17 protein-coding genes are annotated in these 19,587 nt (G+C 68.4%); 9 read left to right on the forward strand and 8 right to left on the reverse strand.

Translation table 11 applies throughout. The features are described from left to right. The first annotated feature begins 5 nt into the window (after positions 1 to 5). From V2B31_RS11225 to V2B31_RS11260, 8 genes are read left to right on the forward strand one after another with little or no spacing between them, the layout of a single operon-like run. Positions 6 to 1,121 (forward strand): CapA family protein, encoded by a 1,116-nt coding sequence (locus V2B31_RS11225; protein ID WP_328278507.1) that lies wholly within the window; start codon positions 6 to 8, stop codon positions 1,119 to 1,121. After that, positions 1,118 to 1,570, forward strand: coding sequence for a TRAP transporter small permease subunit (locus V2B31_RS11230; protein WP_328278509.1), 453 nt, complete (start codon positions 1,118 to 1,120; stop codon positions 1,568 to 1,570). Before V2B31_RS11225 ends, V2B31_RS11230 begins: the two co-directional genes overlap by 4 nt. Continuing rightward, the gene (locus tag V2B31_RS11235) at positions 1,567 to 2,877 is read left to right on the forward strand and encodes a TRAP transporter large permease (RefSeq protein WP_328278511.1); all 1,311 of its coding nucleotides are present in this window, start codon (positions 1,567 to 1,569) and stop codon (positions 2,875 to 2,877) included. The genes V2B31_RS11230 and V2B31_RS11235 overlap by 4 nt, the downstream gene beginning before the upstream one ends. Then, positions 2,874 to 3,758: a hypothetical protein gene (locus V2B31_RS11240; RefSeq protein ID WP_328278513.1), complete on the forward strand. Its 885-nt coding sequence runs from the start codon at positions 2,874 to 2,876 to the stop codon at positions 3,756 to 3,758. Before V2B31_RS11235 ends, V2B31_RS11240 begins: the two co-directional genes overlap by 4 nt. Then, entirely contained in the window at positions 3,755 to 5,839 is a 2,085-nt protein-coding gene (locus V2B31_RS11245; protein WP_328278515.1) for a CaiB/BaiF CoA-transferase family protein, read from the forward strand. Before V2B31_RS11240 ends, V2B31_RS11245 begins: the two co-directional genes overlap by 4 nt. Beyond that, positions 5,836 to 7,134, forward strand: a complete 1,299-nt coding sequence (locus tag V2B31_RS11250) for a 2-hydroxyacyl-CoA dehydratase subunit D (RefSeq protein WP_328278517.1) — start codon at positions 5,836 to 5,838, stop codon at positions 7,132 to 7,134. The genes V2B31_RS11245 and V2B31_RS11250 overlap by 4 nt, the downstream gene beginning before the upstream one ends. Further along, positions 7,131 to 8,204 carry a TRAP transporter substrate-binding protein DctP gene (gene dctP, locus V2B31_RS11255; RefSeq protein WP_328278519.1) on the forward strand — a complete coding sequence of 358 codons (1,074 nt, stop codon included), beginning with the start codon at positions 7,131 to 7,133 and terminating at the stop codon, positions 8,202 to 8,204. The genes V2B31_RS11250 and dctP overlap by 4 nt, the downstream gene beginning before the upstream one ends. Next, entirely contained in the window at positions 8,201 to 9,358 is a 1,158-nt protein-coding gene (locus V2B31_RS11260) for a CaiB/BaiF CoA transferase family protein (RefSeq protein ID WP_328278521.1), read from the forward strand. Before dctP ends, V2B31_RS11260 begins: the two co-directional genes overlap by 4 nt. Here the strand turns inward: V2B31_RS11260 and V2B31_RS11265 are convergent. Both V2B31_RS11265 and V2B31_RS11270 read right to left on the reverse strand, forming a co-directional pair. Then, a complete protein-coding gene (locus V2B31_RS11265; protein WP_328278523.1) occupies positions 9,355 to 10,257 on the reverse strand; it encodes an alpha/beta hydrolase in 903 nt (300 codons plus the stop codon). The two genes, V2B31_RS11260 and V2B31_RS11265, sit on opposite strands and share 4 nt — an antisense overlap. Positions 10,258 to 10,332: 75 nt before the next feature. Further along, positions 10,333 to 11,331 carry a LacI family DNA-binding transcriptional regulator gene (locus V2B31_RS11270; RefSeq protein ID WP_328278524.1) on the reverse strand — a complete coding sequence of 333 codons (999 nt, stop codon included), beginning with the start codon at positions 11,329 to 11,331 and terminating at the stop codon, positions 10,333 to 10,335. A 92-nt stretch (positions 11,332 to 11,423) separates the two neighbouring features. Here V2B31_RS11270 and V2B31_RS11275 point away from each other — a divergent pair, with 92 nt between their 5' ends. After that, positions 11,424 to 11,894, forward strand: coding sequence for a MarR family winged helix-turn-helix transcriptional regulator (locus V2B31_RS11275; RefSeq protein ID WP_328278526.1), 471 nt, complete (start codon positions 11,424 to 11,426; stop codon positions 11,892 to 11,894). Between the two features lie 6 nt (positions 11,895 to 11,900). Here the strand turns inward: V2B31_RS11275 and V2B31_RS11280 are convergent, their stop codons facing one another. From V2B31_RS11280 to V2B31_RS11305, 6 genes are all read right to left on the reverse strand, one after another. Next, positions 11,901 to 13,988 (reverse strand): acetate--CoA ligase family protein, encoded by a 2,088-nt coding sequence (locus V2B31_RS11280; RefSeq protein WP_328278528.1) that lies wholly within the window; start codon positions 13,986 to 13,988, stop codon positions 11,901 to 11,903. Between the two features lie 190 nt (positions 13,989 to 14,178). After that, the gene (locus tag V2B31_RS11285) at positions 14,179 to 15,015 is read right to left on the reverse strand and encodes a p-hydroxycinnamoyl CoA hydratase/lyase (RefSeq protein WP_328278530.1); all 837 of its coding nucleotides are present in this window, start codon (positions 15,013 to 15,015) and stop codon (positions 14,179 to 14,181) included. A 35-nt stretch (positions 15,016 to 15,050) separates the two neighbouring features. After that, positions 15,051 to 15,584 carry a DUF3237 domain-containing protein gene (locus V2B31_RS11290; protein ID WP_328278532.1) on the reverse strand — a complete coding sequence of 178 codons (534 nt, stop codon included), beginning with the start codon at positions 15,582 to 15,584 and terminating at the stop codon, positions 15,051 to 15,053. A gap of 6 nt (positions 15,585 to 15,590) precedes the next feature. Continuing rightward, complete coding sequence (locus V2B31_RS11295) at positions 15,591 to 17,012, reverse strand: aldehyde dehydrogenase (RefSeq protein ID WP_328278534.1); 1,422 nt, start codon at positions 17,010 to 17,012, stop codon at positions 15,591 to 15,593. 31 nt (positions 17,013 to 17,043) lie between these two features. Then, complete coding sequence (locus V2B31_RS11300) at positions 17,044 to 18,459, reverse strand: MmgE/PrpD family protein (RefSeq protein ID WP_328278536.1); 1,416 nt, start codon at positions 18,457 to 18,459, stop codon at positions 17,044 to 17,046. Then, positions 18,432 to 19,403 (reverse strand): hypothetical protein, encoded by a 972-nt coding sequence (locus V2B31_RS11305; protein ID WP_328278538.1) that lies wholly within the window; start codon positions 19,401 to 19,403, stop codon positions 18,432 to 18,434. The genes V2B31_RS11300 and V2B31_RS11305 overlap by 28 nt, the downstream gene beginning before the upstream one ends. Positions 19,404 to 19,587 lie beyond the last annotated feature (184 nt).

Here is a 19,587-nt window from a genome sequence, read left to right on the forward strand (position 1 = left end):
GGAGCGTGGGACAGGCGGCGATCTCGATCCTGCTGACGGGCGATCTGGTTCTGGACGAACCGGACGGCGCCCATTGGCTGGAGGGGATCGCGCCCGCGCTTCGTTCCGCCGATTTGTCGATCGGCCATCTGGAAGTGCCGCATACCCGGCGAGGCGCGGAGCTGAAGGGCGATGTGCCAGCGCCCGGCGCGCCGCCGGAAAATCTCGCCGCGATCGCGCAGGCGGGGTTCGGGATGCTGAGCCTGGCGGGCAACCATATCGCCGATTGCGGGGCGGAGGGGATCGCCGATACGATCGCCGGACTCGATGGGTTGGGCGTGGCGCATACGGGCGCGGGGCTGACGCTGGCGGCGGCGCGGCGGCCGGCGGTGACGGTGGTCGGCGGGATGGCGGTAGCGCTGCTCAGCTATAATTGCGTCGGGCCGGAAATGAGCTGGGCCGGCGAGGACCAAGCGGGGTGCGCATATCTGAGGATCGAGACGGCCGATGGCGCACCGATTGCGCCGGCGGCCGACCTTGCCATTCTGACCGAGGAGGCGGTCGAAACGCTGCGCGCCGACATAGCGACCGCGCGGGATCAGGCCGATCTGGTGCTGGTCGCGCTGCACAAGGGCATCGTCCATACGCCCGCGCGGCTTGCACCCTATGAGCGCGCTGTGTCGCACGCCGCGATCGAGGCGGGGGCGGACGCGGTGACCGGCCATCATGCCCATATCGTGCGGGGGATCGAATTTCATCGGGGCAAGCCGATCTTTCACGGCCTCGGCAATGGCTGCGTCGTGACACGGGCTTTAAGTCCCGCGCAGGATCATCCCGCGCGCGCCGCCTGGGCGCAGCGGCGCAAGGCGATGTTCGGGTTCGAGCCGGACCCCGCCTATGGCCTCGCGCCCTTTCATCCCGAGGCGGTCAACGCCTTTATCGGCCGCCTGTCGGTGGGGCAGGACGGAGCAATCCGGGCGGGCATCGTCCCGGTCCATGTCGAGCCGCCCGGACGCCCGGTGCTGGCGTCGCCGGAGCGGGCGGAGGAGATCGGAGCCTATGTCGAGCGCATCACGCGCGAAGCCGGATTGTCGGCGATTAAGATCGGAGCGGATGGTTGGGTGAGCGAGGAGACGGCATGAACGCCGCGCGGCAGGCGATGACATGGGTGGCGGGCGCGGCGTTGATCGCAGCGGCTTTGCTCAACGTGCTGGCGGTGCTGGGGCGGCATACGGGGCTGCCGCTGAAAGGCGCGATCGAGGTCATCCAGCTCGCCGTGCTGGTCGCCGGATCGCTGGCGCTGATCGCGGCGACGCTGGCGCACAGCCATGCGCGGGTGCACCTGCTGCTCGACCGGCTGAGCGGCGCGGCGCGCGAATGGGCCGAGCGTGTCTGCACCGCCCTGACGATGCTCCTTTACCTGCTGCTTCTGGCCGGATCGGTCTGGCTGGCGATCGACCTGTGGGACGCGCAGGAGGTGAGCGAGCTGGTCGGCGTGCCGTGGCGCTTCATGCGGCTGTTCCTCAACCTCTCGCTGGTGGTGATCCTGATCCTGCTCGCGCGGCAGCTGGTGGAGCGCCGCGAGCCATGACCTTGGCGACACCGGGAACCGGCCTGATCGGCCTTGTCATCCTCTTCGTGCTGCTGCTGGGCGGGGTGCCGATCGGCGTGTCGCTGGGGCTGGTCGGCATCGGCGGCCTCGTGGTCGCGCTGGGGTTCGAGGCAGCGATCATCAAGGGCGGCGTCGTCATCGTCGAGACGCTGACCCGGTACGAACTCGGCACATTGCCTTTGTTCATGCTGATGGCGCATCTCTTCTTTTCCGCCAATGCCAGCCGCGATCTGTTCGACGCGGCGGCCAAGCTGATGGGGCATCGGCGCGGCGGCCTCGCCTATGCGTCGGTCGCGGGCTGCGCCGGTTTCGGATCGATCAACGGGTCGAGCCTGGCGACGGCGGCGACGATCGGGCTGGTGGCGCTGCCGGAGATGCGCAAGCGCGGCTATTCCGACGCGCTGGCGACCGGCACGGTGGCGGCGGGCGGCACGCTGGGGCAGATGCTGCCGCCGTCGGGCGCGCTGATCGTCTATGGCATCATCGCCGAACAGTCGATCGGCAAGCTCTTCACCGCGACGCTGATCCCCGGCATCTCCCAGATGCTGTTCTACTGCCTCGTCGTCTGGCTGCTGGTGCGGTGGAAGCCGTCGATCGCGCCCGTGGGCGAGCGGGCGAGTTGGGGCGAGCGGGGACGGGCGCTGCTGCGGATCGCCGACATGCTGCTGCTGCTGGGCATCGTGCTGGGCGGGATCGTGCTCGGCTGGTTCAGCCCGTCCGAAGCCTCGTCCATCGGCACGGCGGGGGCTTTGCTCATCACCGCATGGCGGCGCAGGCTGACGAAGGAGGTGCTGTTCCGCGCTTTCTCCGAGACGCTGCGAACGAGTGGCCTCATCTTCCTGGTCATCATCGGGGCGCTCAGCTTTTCCATCTTCATCAGCGTGACCGGCATCACCGAAGCGGTGGGAAGCGGCGTTACCGAGCTGGGTATGGGCACGATCCCGACCTTGCTGGTGGTGGCGGCGATCCTGCTGCTGCTGGGGTCGGTGCTCGACGGGTTGGCGCTGATGCTGCTGACGACGCCGATCCTGCTGCCGGTGGTTGAGGGAGTGGGGATGTCGCCCATCTGGTTCGGCATCTTCATCACCAGGGCGATGGAGATCGGCTTCGTCCATCCGCCGCTCGGCATGAACCTCTATGTCATCCAGGGGGTGGCGAAGGACGTGCCGCTGGGGCGCATCTTCCGGGGCGTGCTGCCCTTTCTGGCGAGCGACCTTATCCACCTGCTGCTGCTGATCCTCTTCCCCGCGATGGCGCTGTGGCTGCCGTCGATGTTCGGACAATGACCATGATCTATTATGTCGGCCCCGACCTTCCCCATGATCTGCTCGCCGCGACCGGGCGCTGCGCCGGGCCGCTGCCCTGGCGGATCGACCGGGCCATGCCAGCGGCCGACCAATGGCTGGAAAGCAAGTTTCCGCTGTGGGCGCGGTCGATAGTGGAGGATTGGGCGAACAGCGAGTGGGACAGCTGTGAGGCGGTTATCTTCTCGCGCGCGGACGACGCGGCGCAGCGGCTTTATTATTATATCTGCGAGCTGCGGCGGCAGGGGGTGATCGGGGGGCCGGAGCCGCTGATCTTCGACGCGGCGACGATCCCGAGAGCGAGCAGCGGGCGGCAGATGGCCGCGGCAGTGCGGGCGCTGGCGGAGCGGCTAGGGATCGACGCTGCGGGACTGGCGCGAGGCATAAGGGAGACGAATGCGCGACGCGCGGCTGTCGTGGCGGAGCAGGAGGACGGGCCGGTCTGCCTGATCGCGGGGACGCCGCCGCCGGATCGACGGCTGCACGAGATGGTCGAGGCGGCTGGGTGGCGCGCCGCCGGGGCTACTCTGGCGGAGAGCTGGGGCGCTTTGGGGCCGATGGTAGGCGAGGGGGACGATCCCTTTGTCGCTATTGCGGCGCAATTGCATGACAATGTGATGGGAAGCCGGGCTTTTCATGACCGGGCGGCGGCGCTGATCGCCGATGTGCGGCGGATCGGCGCGCGGCGGGTGCTGTTGTGGTTCGCCGAGGAGGATGAGGCGCGGCTCTGGGACGTGCCGGCGCAGCGGGCGGCGCTGGCGGCGGAAGGCATACCGGCGCTGGTGATGACGCGGCGCGACTGGCGCGCCAATGGCGACGAAGCAGAGGAGATTGGACGATTTCTGGAAGGGGTTGCGGCATGAGACCGCTGGAAGGTCATCGCGTCGCGGTGCTGGGCGGCATGGGTAAGCGACCGCTGGCGCGCTATCTGGCGTCGCTCGGCGCGGAATTGGGCGGGCCGGTCGAAGGCGCGTCCTTCGTGATCGACGATATCGGGCTGGAGGGGCTCGAGGGCATCGATATCCCTGAGACGGCGGTGCATGTGTCGGTGACGACATTCGGGTCGGGTGGGCCACGATCGGGGTGGAAGGGCGGCGAGTTCGTCGCGTCGGCCATGGGCGGCGCGCTGCGGGTGACGGGCGAGCCGGATCGGCCGCCGGTCAAGGAAGCGGGCGACGCCTGCACCTTCCATGCGGACATGGTCGCGGCGAGCGGGGCGATGGCGGCCCATTATGCGCGCGGGACGCATGGGCGCGGCCAGCATGTCGACGTGTCGATCCAGCAGGTCGCGTTCAGCCGCAACTTCAACGGCATCCTGTGCTGGCAGTTCGACCGGCGCAAGCTGGCGCGGGTCGGCGGGGCGCTGGCCTATGGCAAGGCGACGGTGCGGGCGATCTGGAGCCTTGCGGACGGCTGGTGCTTTCATTCCCTGATGACCGGGCGGTTGGGGGCGCCGGCGAACCAGGCGCTGTCCGACTGGATGGACGAAGTGGGGATGCCCAATCCGCTCCAGGGTACCGATTGGCTGAAATATAACCGATCCACGCTGCCGGCCGAGACGCGCGCGGTGTGGGAGGCGGCGATCGCGGCCTTCTTCGCGTCGCGCACCAAGGCGGAGATCGCGATCGAAGGCTTGCGGCGAGGGATCAACGCCTGCGTCGCCAACGAGCCGGCCGATGTTCTGGCCGACCCGCATCTGGCGGCGCGGGGCTTTTTCGAAACGCCATCGGGACTGCCCGAGCGGTTCGCGTCGATCCGGGCAGGGCAGGCCGTCGCCGCGCCGGCGGTTCACACCGGCGACCGGCCGGGGCCGCTCTCAGGGGTGAAGGTGCTGGATTTCGCCTGGGCGCTGGTCGGGTCGATCACCACCAAGACGCTGGGCGATCTGGGCGCGGAGATCGTGAAGATCGAGAGCCGGACGCGGCCGGACCTCGCGCGGCTGGACGTGCAGGTGGCGGCGTCGAAGGCGGGCGAGTGGGACGACAAGCCCTGGTTCGCGCATCTCAACAGCTCCAAGCGCAGCCTGTCGCTCAACATGAAGAAGCCGGAGGCGCGCGAACTGATCGATCCGCTGATCGAGTGGGCGGACGTGGTGGTGGAGAATTTCTCGCCCGGCACGATGAAGAAGCTGGGCCTCGATTATGACGCGCTCGCCGCACGCGATCCCGGCATCGTCATGGTGTCGGGCAGCGTGTTCGGGCAGAATGGGCCGATGGCGCAGGAATGGGGCGTGGACGGGACCGGCGGGGCGCTTTCGGGTCGGACCTTCCTGACCGGCTATCCCGATGGCGATCCGGTGATCCCCGGCGCGGTGCCCTATGGCGACGTGATCGTGCCCTTCGTGATGGCCGGGACGGTCGCGGCGGCGCTCCAGCATCGGCGCGAGACCGGGCGGGGATGCCATATCGATGCGTCGATGTACGAGATTTGCGTACAGCAGATGCGCGACCCGCTGGCGGCGGCGCGGCGGGGCGAGCGGCCGCGGCGGATGGGCAACGCCGATCCGGGTATATTCTTTCAGGATGTGTTCCCGGCGGCAGGCGCGGATCGCTGGGTGGCGATCAGCCTGTTTGGGCAAGAGGACCGCGCGCGGCTGGAGGCCGTGACCGGGCCGGACATCGCCGCCTGGACGGCAGCGCGCGAGGATCATGCCATCGCGACCGAGCTACAGGCGGCGGGGATCGCCTGTGGCGTGGTGCAGGACAGCGAGGATATGATCGAGCGCGATCCGCAGCTTGCCGGGCGTGGCGCGCTGGTGACGCTCGATCATCCGCTGCTTGGCCCCTTCGGCCATATCGCGACGCCGATCGTCTTCTCGCGCGACGCCTTCCAGCCCTACCGCGCACCGCGCATGGGCGAGCATGTGCGGGAGGTCGCGCGCGATCTTTGCGGTCTTTCCGACGCGCGCATCGCCGAGCTGGACGCGGCAGGAGTTTTCGAATGAGCGACACCGTCACCGCGCCTTCGGGCCAGCGCAGCCGCAAGCATCTCGCCTGCACCGCCGCCGCCAGCGCCTATCAGAAGCAGTTCGGCGTGGACCTGAAGCGCCGGGTGGTGGATGAGGGCGAACCCTTCGCCATCGTGCAGGCCGACACGCCGCACGAGATATTCCATGTGATGGACATCCCGATCATCACCAACCAGTGGTGGTCGGCCTATATCTCCGCCAAGCAGCTGTCGAACCGCTATTTCGAGGTGATGGCGCAGCATGGCTATCCCGAAAATGGCTGCAAATATTGTTCGCTGGGCCTCGCCTGCACGTTGGCGAACGACCCCGCGACCGCGCCATGGGGCGGCCTGCCCAAGCCGACGGTGCTGGTCGCGCGGCTGACCTGCGACTGCATCCAGCATGTGTTCGGCCAATGGGCCAAGGCGCTGGGCACCGAATTCTTCCCGATGGAGGCGCCGGCCTGGGAGCATAAAGACCCGCGCTGGTTCGCGCATAGCCGGACCGACTGGCGGACGGTCTATGACGCGGATCGCATCGCCCTGATGGTCGAGGAGATGCGCGACCTCATCACTTTGCTGGAGAACCGCACCGGGCGGCGCTTCGACGAGGCGAAGCTGCATCATCTGATGGAGCGGATCAACGAGCAGGAGGGCTATATCTGGGAGGCGGCGCAGGCGATCGGCACGGCGCGGCCCTGCCCGGTCTCGATCGCCGAGCAGATGCCCAACACGATGATCCCGCAATGGCATCGCGGCTCCGACTGGGCGGTGGCGCACGCCAAGCGCTTTCGCGACGAGGTGATGGAGCGGGTGGCGAGCGGCGCGGGCGCGGCGGCGACCGAGAAGCTGCGCCTTATGTGGATCGGCGCGGGGGTGTGGCACGATCCGGGCTTCTATCAGGCGCTGGAGGAAAGGCTGGGTGCGGTGTTCGTCTGGTCGATGTACATGCCCTTTGCCGGGCCGCAATATATCCGCGAATTGCAGGGCCAGCCGATGGACGCGCTGGCGAGCCGCATCTGTTCGATGAACGAGGTGCTGCACCTGCCGCCCTGGATGAACGGATGGATGACGAGCGAGGCGGAGCGGTGCGGGATCGACGCCTGCGTCGTGCTGCTGCCGCCCGACAATCGCCTGTCGCAGTCGGGGACGAAGATCACCGCGCTGTCGCTGGAGGCGGCCGGGGTGCCGGTGCTGTCGATCGATGCGGACATGGTGGACGCGAAAAATTGGGATCATGACCATATGGTGAGCATGGTCGCAGATTTCCTGCACGCGCGGGGGCTGGCGTGAGGTTTGCCGCGTTCCTGCCCCTGCTGCTGCTCGCCGCCTGCGCGCGGCCCGCGCCGCCGGGGGTGACCATACTCACCTATGCGTCGCCCTACAGCCCCAATCATCCGTTCAGTAAGGCGGACCAGGCATGGATGGCCTTTGTCGAGCAGAAGTCGGGCGGGCGGCTGCGCATCCGGCCGAGCTGGTCGGGGGCGCTGCTGTCGTCCGACATGTCGATGGAGGAATTACGCCATGGGGTCGCGGACGTGGGCCTCATCACCCCCATCTATGCGCGGGGCGGCACCCATCTGCTGCGCATCCAGACGGGCTTCTACAGCGGCGCGGACAGCATCGAGGCGCAGCTGGCGCTGTATCGCTGCATCGCTGCCGCCAATCCCGAGATCGGGCACGAACTGGAAGGGCTGAAGGTGCTGGCGGTACAGGGCGGGTCGCTGGCCGGGGTAGTGACGACCGGGCGGCCGGTGCGGAGCCTCACTGATCTGCGCGGGCTTCGGCTGCGCGCGCCGACCGAGTTGCTGACGGTGCTGGAATCGCTGGGTGCGGACCCGGTCAACATGCCGATGGCGGACGTCTATTCGGCGATGGCGAAGGGCGTGATCGACGGCGTGATCGCGCCTGGCGATACCTTCCGGTCGCTGCATTTCGCCGAGGTCGCGGGCTACTACAACACGTTGGCCATTCCGCGTGGCGCCTATCCAGCACGGGCCATGGGCATGGCGCGCTGGAACAGCCTTACCCCTGAGCAGCGCGCGATCCTGACGCAATCTCAGGGCGTGTGGGAGGCGGCGCTCAGCCGCGAGATCGTCGCCGCGTTCGACAAGGGCATGGAAGAGGCGCGCAAGAGCGGTGTCGCGATCAGCGGCGTGCCCGCCGCCGAGCAGAGGCGTTTCGACGCGCTTTACCTGCGCGATGCCGCCGCCAATGCGCGGGCGCTCGATCGGTTCGGGATCGACGGCATGGCCGCGTTCCGATCCGCCCGCGCGTCGGTTCGCGGCAAGAATTACATAAAGTGCGCGCCGTCGCAGGCCGATGCCACGGGTGCCCGCAAACCTGCTTCGGAGACATTATGACCCAGCCGCTCGCCGGCATCCGCATCGCGGATTTCAGCCATGTCATGGCCGGTCCCTACGCGTCGCATCTGTTGCAGCTGATGGGCGCGGAGGTCATCAAGATCGAATCGCCGCGCGGCGATGCGTTTCGATCCTATGGCGCGGACCGTCGTTATGACGGCCTGTCGCCGGCCTTCATGGCCGCGAACGCGGGCAAGAAGTCGATCGTGCTGGACCTGAAGGACGCCGCCGATCTCGATATCGCCCGCCGGATCGTCGCGCGCAGCGACGTGCTGCTGGAGAATTTCCGGCCCGGTGTGATCGCGCGGCTGGGCCTCAGCTACGAGGCCGCCTGCGACCTGCGGCCCGACATCATCTATTGCTCGGTGTCGGGCTATGGGCAGAAGAGCCCGCAGCGCGACTGGCCGGCGATCGACAATATCGTGCAGGCGACCAGCGGCATGATGATGCTGAGCGGCGAGGAAGGCGACCCGCCGGTGCGGGTGGGCTTTCCCATCGTCGATACGCTGACCGGGCAGACGGCGGCGCTCGCCATCCTGTCTGCGCTGGTGCGGCGGATGCAGGGGGCGGGGGGCAGCTATATAGACGTGTCGATGTTCGACGCGAGCCTGGCCTTCATGACGTCCGCGCTGACGCCCTATCTGGTGACGGGGCAGGCCATGTCGCGCATGGGCAATACCGGCTATAGCGGCCTGCCCACCGCTTCGCTCTTCACGACGCTGGATGGGCGGCAGGTGTCGCTGGGCGTGGTGCAGCCCAACCAGTTCGACGCGCTCGCCCGCTTCGTCGGGCGGCCGGACTGGCTGGAGAACCCCCTGTTCGCGACGCCGGAGGCGCGCCGCGCCAATTTCGACGCGATGAAGGCGGAGCTGGAAACGGTGATGGCGACGCGCACCGCGCAGGAGTGGGAAAGCAGCCTCAGTGCCGCCGGGATACCGTGCGGCATGGTCCGCCGGGTCGATGAGGCGGCGGCGCTGGCGGGGGAGGATGCTCTGATTACGGTCGCGGTCGAGGGGCTGCCGGGTGACGGCGCGGTGCGCCTCCCGGGGACGGGATTCCATATGGAGCCGGGGCATATCGCGACCGACGCGCCGCCCCGCCTCGACCAGCATCGCGAGGAGATACTGGCCTGGCTGGAAGAGGACGCGCTTTAACGGTTGGCGGCGGAGAAGGTCCGGTCGAGCCAAGCCATGAAGCGGTCGAGCCAGAGGGCGGAGGGAAAGTCGAAGGCGGGCACTTCGTAGCTGTGCAGCTCGGCCGGGCGGTCCGCCTGCTTCCACATCGAGAAGAGCGCGACAAGGCCATCGGTGACCGCGCCATGGTTGCTGTCGGTGGCGAGGAACAAGGGCGGGGCGTCCGTCGGCACGGCCACGTCCTGCAGGGCGGGGCCGTAGAGCGAGGCGACGAAGATCGGGCGGTCGGACGGGGCCTGCGCCAGCAGCGTGCCGATCGCGACGCCGCCGCCCGCCGACGTACCCATGAGGCCGATACGCTTTGGATCGATGCGCCAGTGCGCGGCATCCTGCCGGATCATCGCCATGGCGCGGCGCGTGTCGGCGACCGCCATCTCCAGCACTTGCGTCAGTTGGGCATTGCCGGGCGCGGGATTGGCGTTGGCGTTGCGGATGTCCATGCGCGGGAATTTGGGCGCGGGCATGGGACCGGCACGCGGCGGGCTGGGCGGCGGGGGCGGCATCTGGAGGATGCGATATTTGAGCAAGAAGGCGGCGATGCCGGCGTCGTTCAGCCGGCGAATGACGCTGCGCGTGTCATCATCGACCCCCAGCAGCCGCAGGCCGCCGCCCGGCAGGATGATGACCGCCATGCCATTGGCCTTGCCCTTGGGCGGCAGATAGGCGGTGAAGGAGGGCGCGCTGACGTTAAAATAGGTGATGCCGTCGCCCGTCTTGCGGGCTTCCTCCGGCCGGGTCCAGTTCTCGGAGCCGGGCGCGGGGCCGGCATAGAGCGGGCGCACTTCCTGCGCGGCGGCGCCGGATAGGGTGAGGCCGATCGCGCCTGTCCATGCCAGAATATGCCGCGCTATCGCCCTCATCCGCTTATCCTTTCTGCTGATTTCAGCGGAAAGTGCAGCCCGGCAGCGGGTGATGCAAGCGTTTTCATAATACCTTCATGCGCTTTCGCGGGCGATGACCCGGAAATGCACGTCGATGGCGGCGGGCCGGGGCGGATCGCCGGCGGCGCGGGCCTTGAGCACGCGGATCGCCTCGCGCGCGATGTGGCGGCCATCGATATCGACCGAGGTGATAGTGGGGCGCATGTCGCCCGCCAGCCGCAGATTGCCGAAGCCGATGACCGCGAGCTGATCGGGCACGCGGACGCCCGCGCATTGCGCCTCCACGATCAGCCCCTGGGCGATCCAGTCGGAGCCGCAGACCACGACATCGGGCGGGGTCGCCAGATCGGCCATGCCGCGAAAGGCGAGCCGCCCCTGACCGAAATGGCTGGGGACCGGCACGTCGATCTGGCTCGGCGCGCTGCCGCCCTCGGTCGTCCATCGCTCGATGAAGCCGCTCGCGCGCTCCTGCGCACGCGGAGATCGCGGCACCACCAGATGGGGCTGGCGATAGCCCCGGCTCCGCAGAAACTGGGCGATCTCATGCCCGACGGCGCGGTGGGAAAAGCCGATGGCGACGTCGATCGGATCGTCCGGCAACGCCCAGGTTTCGATCACGGTCGCGGGCTGTTCGCGCAGCCGGCGGCGCGCGTCCGCATCGGTCAGGATGCCCGTCAGGATGATGGCGTCCACCCGGCGCGACAGGGCGGCATTGATCTGCTGGTCGAGCAGGCGATTGTCCGCGCCGGTCAGCGCCAGCATGACGCTGCTGCCGTCGGCCGCCAGTTCCTCGATCATCGCCTCGACCGTGTCGTTGAAGATGGACTGGGCGATTTCGGGCACCAGCACGGCGATCAGCCGCGACCGGCTGGAGGCGAGCGCGCCGGCGTTGAGGTTCGGCAGATAGCCGGTTTCCTCGACCGCCTGCTGGATGCGGCGCGCGGTCGCCGCCGCCACCATGCCCGGATTGTTGAGATAGCGCGACACGGTCGCCGCTGAGACGCCGGCCAGACGGGCCACTTCATCAAGCCGGGGAGCGCGGGGCAAGGCCATGACGCCGCTATGCCGTATCGCGGCGCCGCTTGAAAGCCGTTTCATGGTGCAGGCGCGACCGGGATGGTTCGGTTGACGGGGCAACGAAAAACATGTTTGTCGGCTGGCATATGGGACAGCAGATCGACGAAATCGGCCCTTTGGCGCCGCTGATGGGCTATCATCTTCGCCGGGCGTCGGGCGCGTTCGCGGCGGACTTTGCGGCGGCGGTCGAGGGCACGGGGATGCGGCAGGTGCTGGTCGGCGTGCTGGCGGTGGTCTCGGGCAATCCGGGCATCAAGCAGGGGGAAGTCGGCGCGATCCTGGGGATCAAGCGGGCGAACATGGTGTCGCTGATTACCGAACTGACCGAGGCCGGATATCTGACGCGCGAGGCCAATCCCACCGACAAGCGGGTCGTGGCGCTGCACATCACCGATGCCGGGCGCGCGATGCTCGACCAGTGCGTCGCGCGCATCACCGCGCATGAGCAAAGGATGCTCGCCGGCTTTACCGACGCGGAGAAGGCGACGCTGCTGGAGCTTCTCGGCCGGATCGAGCGGCGCGCGTCGGCGGTCGCCTGACGCCGCCTATTGCGCCAGGATCAGCGCGTCGAGCGCGACTACGCCTTCGCCGGCGGGATAGACGACCACCGGGTTGAGGTCGATTTCCCGGATGGCGGGGGTGCCGATCAGCAGCTGGCCGAGCGTCCCGATCAGCCGCGCGACGGCGTCCACGTCCAGCGCGGGCGATCCGCGATAGCCGTCGAGCAGAGCGCCCTGTTTCAGCGCGCGCAGTTCGGCCTTGATCGCATCCTGGGTCAGATCGGGCGGGAGCAGGCGGACGTCGTGGAGCAGTTCGGCGGTCACCCCGCCGAAGCCGACGAGGATCACCGGCCCCCAGTCGGGATCATTGCGCGCGCCGACGATCAGTTCGACCCCGCGCTTGCCCATCGCCTCGACCTGCGCGCCATCGAGGGCGATCGTGGGGTCATGGGCGGCGACATTGCCATAGAGCCTGTCCCAGGCAGCACCCAGCGCCGCGTCGTCGGCGATGTTCAGGATCACGCCGCCTGCGTCGCTCTTGTGGCTGAGCGCAGCGGCCTGCGCCTTCAGGGCGACGGGATAGCCGACCCGCGCGGCGATGGCCTTGGCCTGCGCCGCGTCGGCCGCAAAGCCGCCGGCGGGGAAGGAGAGGCCGACCGGGGCAAGCAGTTGCTTGGCGCGATATTCGGGGATGACGCCGGTGGGCAGATCGAGCGCGATCGGCGTGGCGTCGCTACGGGCGAAGTCGCGCTCGGCGAGACGGCCAAGGTGCCGCAGCGCGCGGAAGGCGCGGCCGGGGCTCGGGAAATAGGCGACGCCAATGTCGCGCAGACCCTTGATATAGTCGGCAGGGACAGGCGCACCGTCGTCCAGCCCCGCGAAGATGACGGGCTTTTCCGGCGCAAGCGCCTTCACCGCGTCGATGATCGCCGGGAATTTGCGGGCGCTGGTTGCCGCGTCGGTCTGGATGATGCCGAACAGCAGCGCGGCATAATTGTCGTCGGCCAGCAGCGGGATCAGCGTGCGACGGTAGAGGTCGGGATCGACCAGCGCCTGCGCGGTCAGGTCCATCGGGTTGGACACAGGGATGAACTCGGGGATCGCAGCGCGCATCGCCGCCGCCGTCGCGCCGTCCATGGGGGGCAGGGGCAGGCCGATGTGTTCCGCCAGGTCCAGCGTCAGCGCCTTGAACGCGCCGGATTCGGTGAGAACGGCGGTGCCGCCCGCCTTGGGGATGCCGCAGCGCACCGCCAGTTCGACCACATCGCCCAGCGCCTCCAGGCTGTCGACCAGAATGACGCCCGCGCGTTCCACCTTCGCGCGCATGAGCTGCCAGTCGCCCGCCATCGCGCCGGTATGGGTGGCGGCTGATTCGCGCGCCGCGCTCGACGTGCCGGGGTGGAGCAGGACGATCGGCTTGCCCGAGGCGCGCGCCCGTTCGGCCAGTTTCAGGAAGCGCGCGGGCTGGCGGAACTGCTCGACGATCATCGCGATCGCCGGGGTGGCGGGATCGTCCAGCAGATGCTCGACATAATCCTCGACGCCTGAGGCGGCCTCATTGCCGGTGGAGACCGACAGGGTGATGCCCAGATCCTTGCCCATCAAGGTCGTGCCCAGCACGACGGCCATCGCGCCCGACTGACTGACGATGCCGACGGCGGGCTTGCCGGTCAGGTCGAGCACCGGCGCTTCCACGAAGGTCAGCGGCACGCCGGCGGCATAGTTGACCATGCCGAGGCAATTGGGGCCTTCCACCACCATCCCGCTGTCGCGGGCGATGCGCGCGACCTCCGCCTGCGCCGCCAGCCCTTCCTCGCCGCCTTCGGCAAAGCCGGCGGAAAAGATGATCGCCGCGCCGACGCCGCGCTCGGCCAGCGCGCGGATCGCCGGCAGCACCGCCGGGCCGGGGATCGCCAGCACCGCCGCATCGACGCCGTGGGGCAGGTCTTCGATCGACTTCAGGCAGGGCCGGCCGTCGATCGCGTCGCGCTTGGGGTTGATGAGGTGGATCGCGCCGGCATAGCCGTGCCGGTCGAGGTTCCGCAGCACGCTGTTGCCGAGCGCGCCGGGTGTGGGGGAGGCGCCCACGATGGCGACCGAGCGGGGGGCGAGGAGGCGGGAAAGGTCGGGCATCTATTTCTCTATCCTCCCCGATGCGGGGATTGCTTTACAATCCGCCCTACAACGTCATTCCCGCGAAAGCGGGAACCCATCTCCCAACCTTTCATCAGGAGGATAGGGCCGGAGATGGATCCCCGCTTTCGCGGGGATGACGATGTAAGCGGTTGGCGGCCCTTATCGATAAGACGTGAGGTGTTATCGCTTAGGCTTTCACTCGGTCCTTGTCGTAGGCGCCCAGGCCCGGCTTGTAGCTCTTCTCGTCGATGAACTGGCGGATGCCTTCCTTGCGGCCGTGATTGTCAAAGCTGTTGGCGGCTTCCTGCGCGCGGACCAGATAGTCCTCGGCATCGTCATAGCTCATCACGCCGACGCGCTTCATCGCATCCTTGGTGGCCTTGAGGGCGACCGGGTTCTTCTTGAGCAGCACCTGGGCTACTTCGGTTACGCGGTCCTTGAGCTGCGCCAGCGGCAGCGCCTCGTTGACCAGGCCCCATTCGACCGCCTTCTTACCGTCGATATTCTCGCCCATCATCGCGTGATACATGGCCTTCCGGAAGGGCATAAGTTCCTGCGCGACCTTGGTCGCGCCTCCGCCGGGCAGGATGCCCCAGTTGATCTCGCTGAGGCCGAAGGTCGCTTCCTCCGCCGCGAAGGCGAGGTCGCAGGAGAAGAGCGGGCCATAGCCGCCGCCGAAACACCAGCCGTTGACCATGGCGATCGTCGGCTTCTGATACCAGCGCAGCCGTCGCCACCAGCCATAGCTTTCGCGCTGCGCCTTGCGCGTGCCGGCCAGTCCCTGCGCCTCGGTTTCGCGGAAATATTCCTTGAGGTCCATGCCCGCCGTCCAGGACGCGCCCTCGCCCGACAGCACCAGCACGCCGACATCGTCGCGAAATTCGAGGGCGTCCAGCACCTCCATCATGTCGCGGTTGAGCGTGGGGCTCATCGCGTTGCGCTTGTCGGGGCGGTTGAACCGCACCCAGGCGATGCCGTCTTCGACATCATAGGCGACGACGCCGTTGCTGCTGAGTTCACTCATGCTCTTGTCCTTGGGTTAAAGGGCGCTCGTGCGCCTCATTCGACGATGTAGAAATCGATGATGACATGGTCGGGCATCCGCACGCCGCGACCGACGAAGGTCTTGCCGCGCAGCCAGGCGTGCGGGCCGGGCGGGGGATCGAAGCGGGTGCTGGTGCGGAAATAATAGCTGCCGGGATCGACCCGCTCTCCCTTCGCCAGCTTCTCGGTAATTTCGGGCGTGGCGACGCGGACGCCTTCATTATGGATGCCGATGACCGCGCCGTCGGCGGCTTTGAGGAAATAGCGGGCTTCGACGCGGGTCAGGCCGCCGGGGAAGATGGTCTGCCAGTCGCCCCCGCCCGGCAGCACCGTGCCGGTGAGGCGCGGGCCGGTGATCGCGCCGCCGGTGATCGGCACGAAGCGCTTGCGGCCGCCGTCGATCTCGCCCTGCTCGACCGGCGCGGCGACCTCGACCCGCGCCGAGAAGGCGTAGGCCAGCGTCGGCGCGGGGGCGGCCGGTCCCTGCGCCTGCGCGCTTCCGGCTAGCGCCAGCGCGGCGATCGTCGAGGAGAGGGTGGCGCGGGTCATGGCGGCTCAGATCGGATAATGACCAGGCTCGGTCTCGATCGTAATCCACCGGAGTTCGGTGAAGCTGTCGATCCCGGCCTTGCCGCCGAAGCGGCCATAGCCCGACGCCTTGACCCCGCCGAAGGGCATTTGCGCTTCGTCATGCACGGTCGGGCCGTTGACATGGCAGATGCCCGACTTGATCTGGCGCGCGACCTTCAGGCCGCGCGCGGTGTCGCGGGTGAAGACCGATGCGGACAGGCCATAGTCGGTGTCGTTGGCCAGCGCGATCGCATGGGCCTCGTCCCGCGCGCGGATCACGCCGACCACCGGGCCGAAACTTTCGTCGCGGAACAGCTTCATGTCGGGCGTCACCCGGTCGATGACATGGGCGGGCATCAGCACGCCGTCCGCCGCGCCGCCCGTCACCTGGGTCGCGCCGGCGGCGAGCGCGTCGGCGATCAGCGACTGGACATGGTCGACCGTCTTGCGGTCGACCACCGCGCCCAATGGCGTCTTGCCTTCGCGCGGGTCGCCGACCGCCATCGACCCGACCTTCGCGCCGAATTTCGCGACGAAGGCGTCGGCGACGGCATCGACCACGATGATCCGCTCGGTCGACATGCAGATCTGGCCCTGGTTCATGAACGCGCCGAACGCGGCGGCCTTGACCGCTTCGTCAAGGTCGGCGTCCTCCAGCACGATCAGCGGCGCCTTGCCCCCCAGTTCAAGTAGCACAGGTTTCAAATGGCCCGCCGCGCGCTGCGCGATGATGCGGCCGACGGCGGTCGATCCGGTGAAATTGATGCGCTTGACCTCAGGATGGTCGATCAGCGCGCCGACGATCTCTGCCGCGTCGGCCGGCGCGTTGGTGACGATCGACACCGCGCCCTTGGGCAGTGCCTCGTCAAAGGCCTCGGCGATCAGGCTGTGGGTGCGCGGGCATTGCTCGCTGGCCTTGAGCACCACTGTATTGCCGCAGGCGAGCGGGACCGCGACGGCGCGGACGCCCAGGATGATCGGCGCGTTCCACGGCGCGATGCCGAGCAGCACGCCGACCGGCTCGCGGATCGCCATCGCGATGCAGCCGGGCTTGTCGGACGGGATCACCTCGCCGCCGATCTGCGTGGTGAGAGCGGCGGCTTCGCGCACCATGCCGACCGCGAGCATCAGGTTGAACCGCGCCCAGCCCTCGGTCGCGCCGATCTCCCCCATCATCGCGTCGACGAACTGGTCGGCCCTGGCCGCGAGCGCATCGGCCGCCTGGTTGAGCGCGGCGCGGCGGGCGTTGGGGCCAAGCGCCGACCAGGCGGGGAAGGCGGCGGCGGCCGCTTCGACGGCGGCATCGGCGTCGGCGACGGAAAAGGCGCGCGCGGTGGTGGCGATGTCGCCGGTGACGGGGTTCAGCCGATCGAAGGTGCCGGGTGCCGGGGGTGCGATGGTTGCCATGCCTCTCTCCTTTATTGTTATGGGATATAACTTAATCGGCGCGCGCGCAAGTCTTATGTTCAAGCAGTCTGCGTCCCGGTCGATCGACCGGGAAATCCAAAATTCGCGCGGCAAGTGCCTCCGCCTCCGCCGCGGCGAGGGGCGTTGCGGCATGGGCGGCGCACTGGACGAATTTGGCGATCAGGTCCGAGTCGGTCATTGGCCGGTCGGGATGGCCCGCAGCCTGTGCGACCTTGTGCACCAGCACCCTCCCGTCGCGCAGATGGACCGTCAGCGATCCGCTTGCCGCCTCCGCGCGCCCCCAGCCGGGGTTACGCCGCTCGATCAGGCGGGCGGCGACAGCGCGCACCTGCGGGTCGTCCAGCGCCTGGGGAAGGAAGCTGTCGAGCGTAACCCCGCCATGAACCAACGCGACCCCCACTGTCCAAGGAATGGAGAATTTGGCTTCCACCGGCCGAGATGGCGCGGCCTTTACATCGAGCGGGCGGATCAGCATTTCCTGGATCGGCCCGGTCTCCGCTTCGATTCGGTCGATCGCGGCGAGGTCGATGCGGTCGCGCAGCGCCAGCGCCGCTTCAATATAGGGATGGGTGCCGCGACAGGCGGGCCAGGGCTTGAAGCTGACTTCCGCGCCAAGGAAGCGTTCGCCCAGTCCCTCGGTCAAGGCTGCGCCCCGCGCGCCGCCGCCATAGACCTCGAAAAAGCCGGCCTTGCCCTCCAGCGGCGCATCGAAGCCGCGCGCGCCGGCCTCTGCCAGCAGCGCAGCCTCTACGCTGGCGCGCGCGACGAAGGCTTCGCGCATCCCCCGCATCGGCGATGTCGCGTCATATTTGATGATGCCGGGAAAGGCCCCCTGCACCAGCGCCAGTCCCATGGCGTGCCGCACCCCGTCCGCGTCCAGCCTCAGCAGGCGCGCACAGGCCGCAGCGCCGGCGATCAGGTTGACGAGCGGGGGCGGATACCAGCCGCCTTCCTCATAGGCGCGGGCAGGGGCGAGCGACAGGCGGCAGGCGAGGTCGCCGCCGGCCGCGAGGGCGCTCAGCAACGTCCCGAAATCGACCTCCGGCCGCGCATCCGCCAGCGCCAGCAAAGCGGGAACCAGCGCCGCATGGGGATGCGCGGGGCCGGAGTCGAACGTGTCGCCATAATCGAGCGCATGGGCAAGCGCGCCATTGGCGAGCGCAGCGAGGGCCGGCGTGCTCCGCTGGTCGAGGCCGATCAGCCGCGCGGGGCCGGGCGTAGCGGCGGCGTGGGCGCGATAGGGGAGGGCGTCGTCGCTGAGACCGCTTGCCCCCAGCATCACGCCGATCGCGTCGAGCAGGGCGCGCCGCGTCGCGTGCTGCGCCGCGTGCGGCATGGCGTCCAGGGTCAGGCCGGCGATGTGCGCCGCGATCCGGCGCGACAGGCCGGCTTCCGCCGTCACAGCCCCTTGCGCTGGATGCGCCATTTGGCGTCGGTGCACAGGCCGCAATCCGCGCCCTTGAACAGGCGGCCGGCTGCTTCGTCGCCGCGCAGTCGCCAGTTCAGCCAGGCGACGGTGAAGCGCGCCACCTCGCCGCCATTCTCTTCGCCAAAGGTGCCGCCATGGCCGACATCGCCGTCCACCAGCACGGCGGGCACATGGTCGATGCGGACGAAATCGTCGGTGCCGTTGGGCCAGGCGATGTCGCCCTTTCCGCCCAGCACATAGAGGACTGGCGTGTGGATGCCGCGCAGCATGGATTTGTCGACGACCAGCCCCTGGATCGGGTTGGTGCCGTCGGTGAACACGCCGCTATTGTTGATGATGACGGTCTTTATGCGCGGATCGGGCGCGACCTGGATCGCCTGGAGCCCGCCGCAGCTATGCCCGGCGACGGCGACCTGGGCCGAGTCAATCAGCCCTTCGTAGCGGCTGCCGGCGCGGGCGCTTTCGGCGAGGATCCAGTCCAGGCCCTTCGCCACATCCTGCGCGGTAGTGGCGACGGGGGGCAGGCGGCGCGGCGTGCCTTCAGGCTGGCGAGGTGCGGGCGGGGTCGCAGAAGGCTCCGCGCCCGGCCCGCTGCGGATGCGGCCTGGCGCGATCACGACATAGCCGTGCGACGCGATCTCGGCGAGATGGAAGCGCGCGCTCGCCCCATCGGCGGCGCACCCGCCATTGCCCCAGAGCAGGACGCCCAATTTCTTGCCGCCCAGCGCAGCCAGATTGGCGGGGCGATAGACGACATGGTCGGGGAGGCCAGGGTCCATTTCCTTGAGCGCGGGATAGGCGCCGGTGCCGGGCGTATCTGGACGCTTGGCGTCGGCCGCGCGCCGTTCCTCTTCGATGGCGGGTCGGGTTTGCTGCTGGGCCGCCGCCGTCAGAGGCAAGGCTCCCGCGATCATCGCCAGCGCGATCAGGCTTGTCCGCATCCATCATCTCCCAATTGGTTATGCCGTAAAACTACATCCGCCGGAGTGGGACACAAGCGTTTTCATCGGAGGGCACCCAAAATCCCAAATTCGCGCTACCACCGGCTCAACCGCTACCGCAACGGCAATGCAGCCAGAATTAGCTAAATTCCCCTCATTCCAACTATGTAGGTCGGATTGATAG

Origin of the sequence: Sphingobium sp. (assembly GCF_036170395.1) — a bacterium.
Lineage (GTDB): Bacteria > Pseudomonadota > Alphaproteobacteria > Sphingomonadales > Sphingomonadaceae > Sphingobium.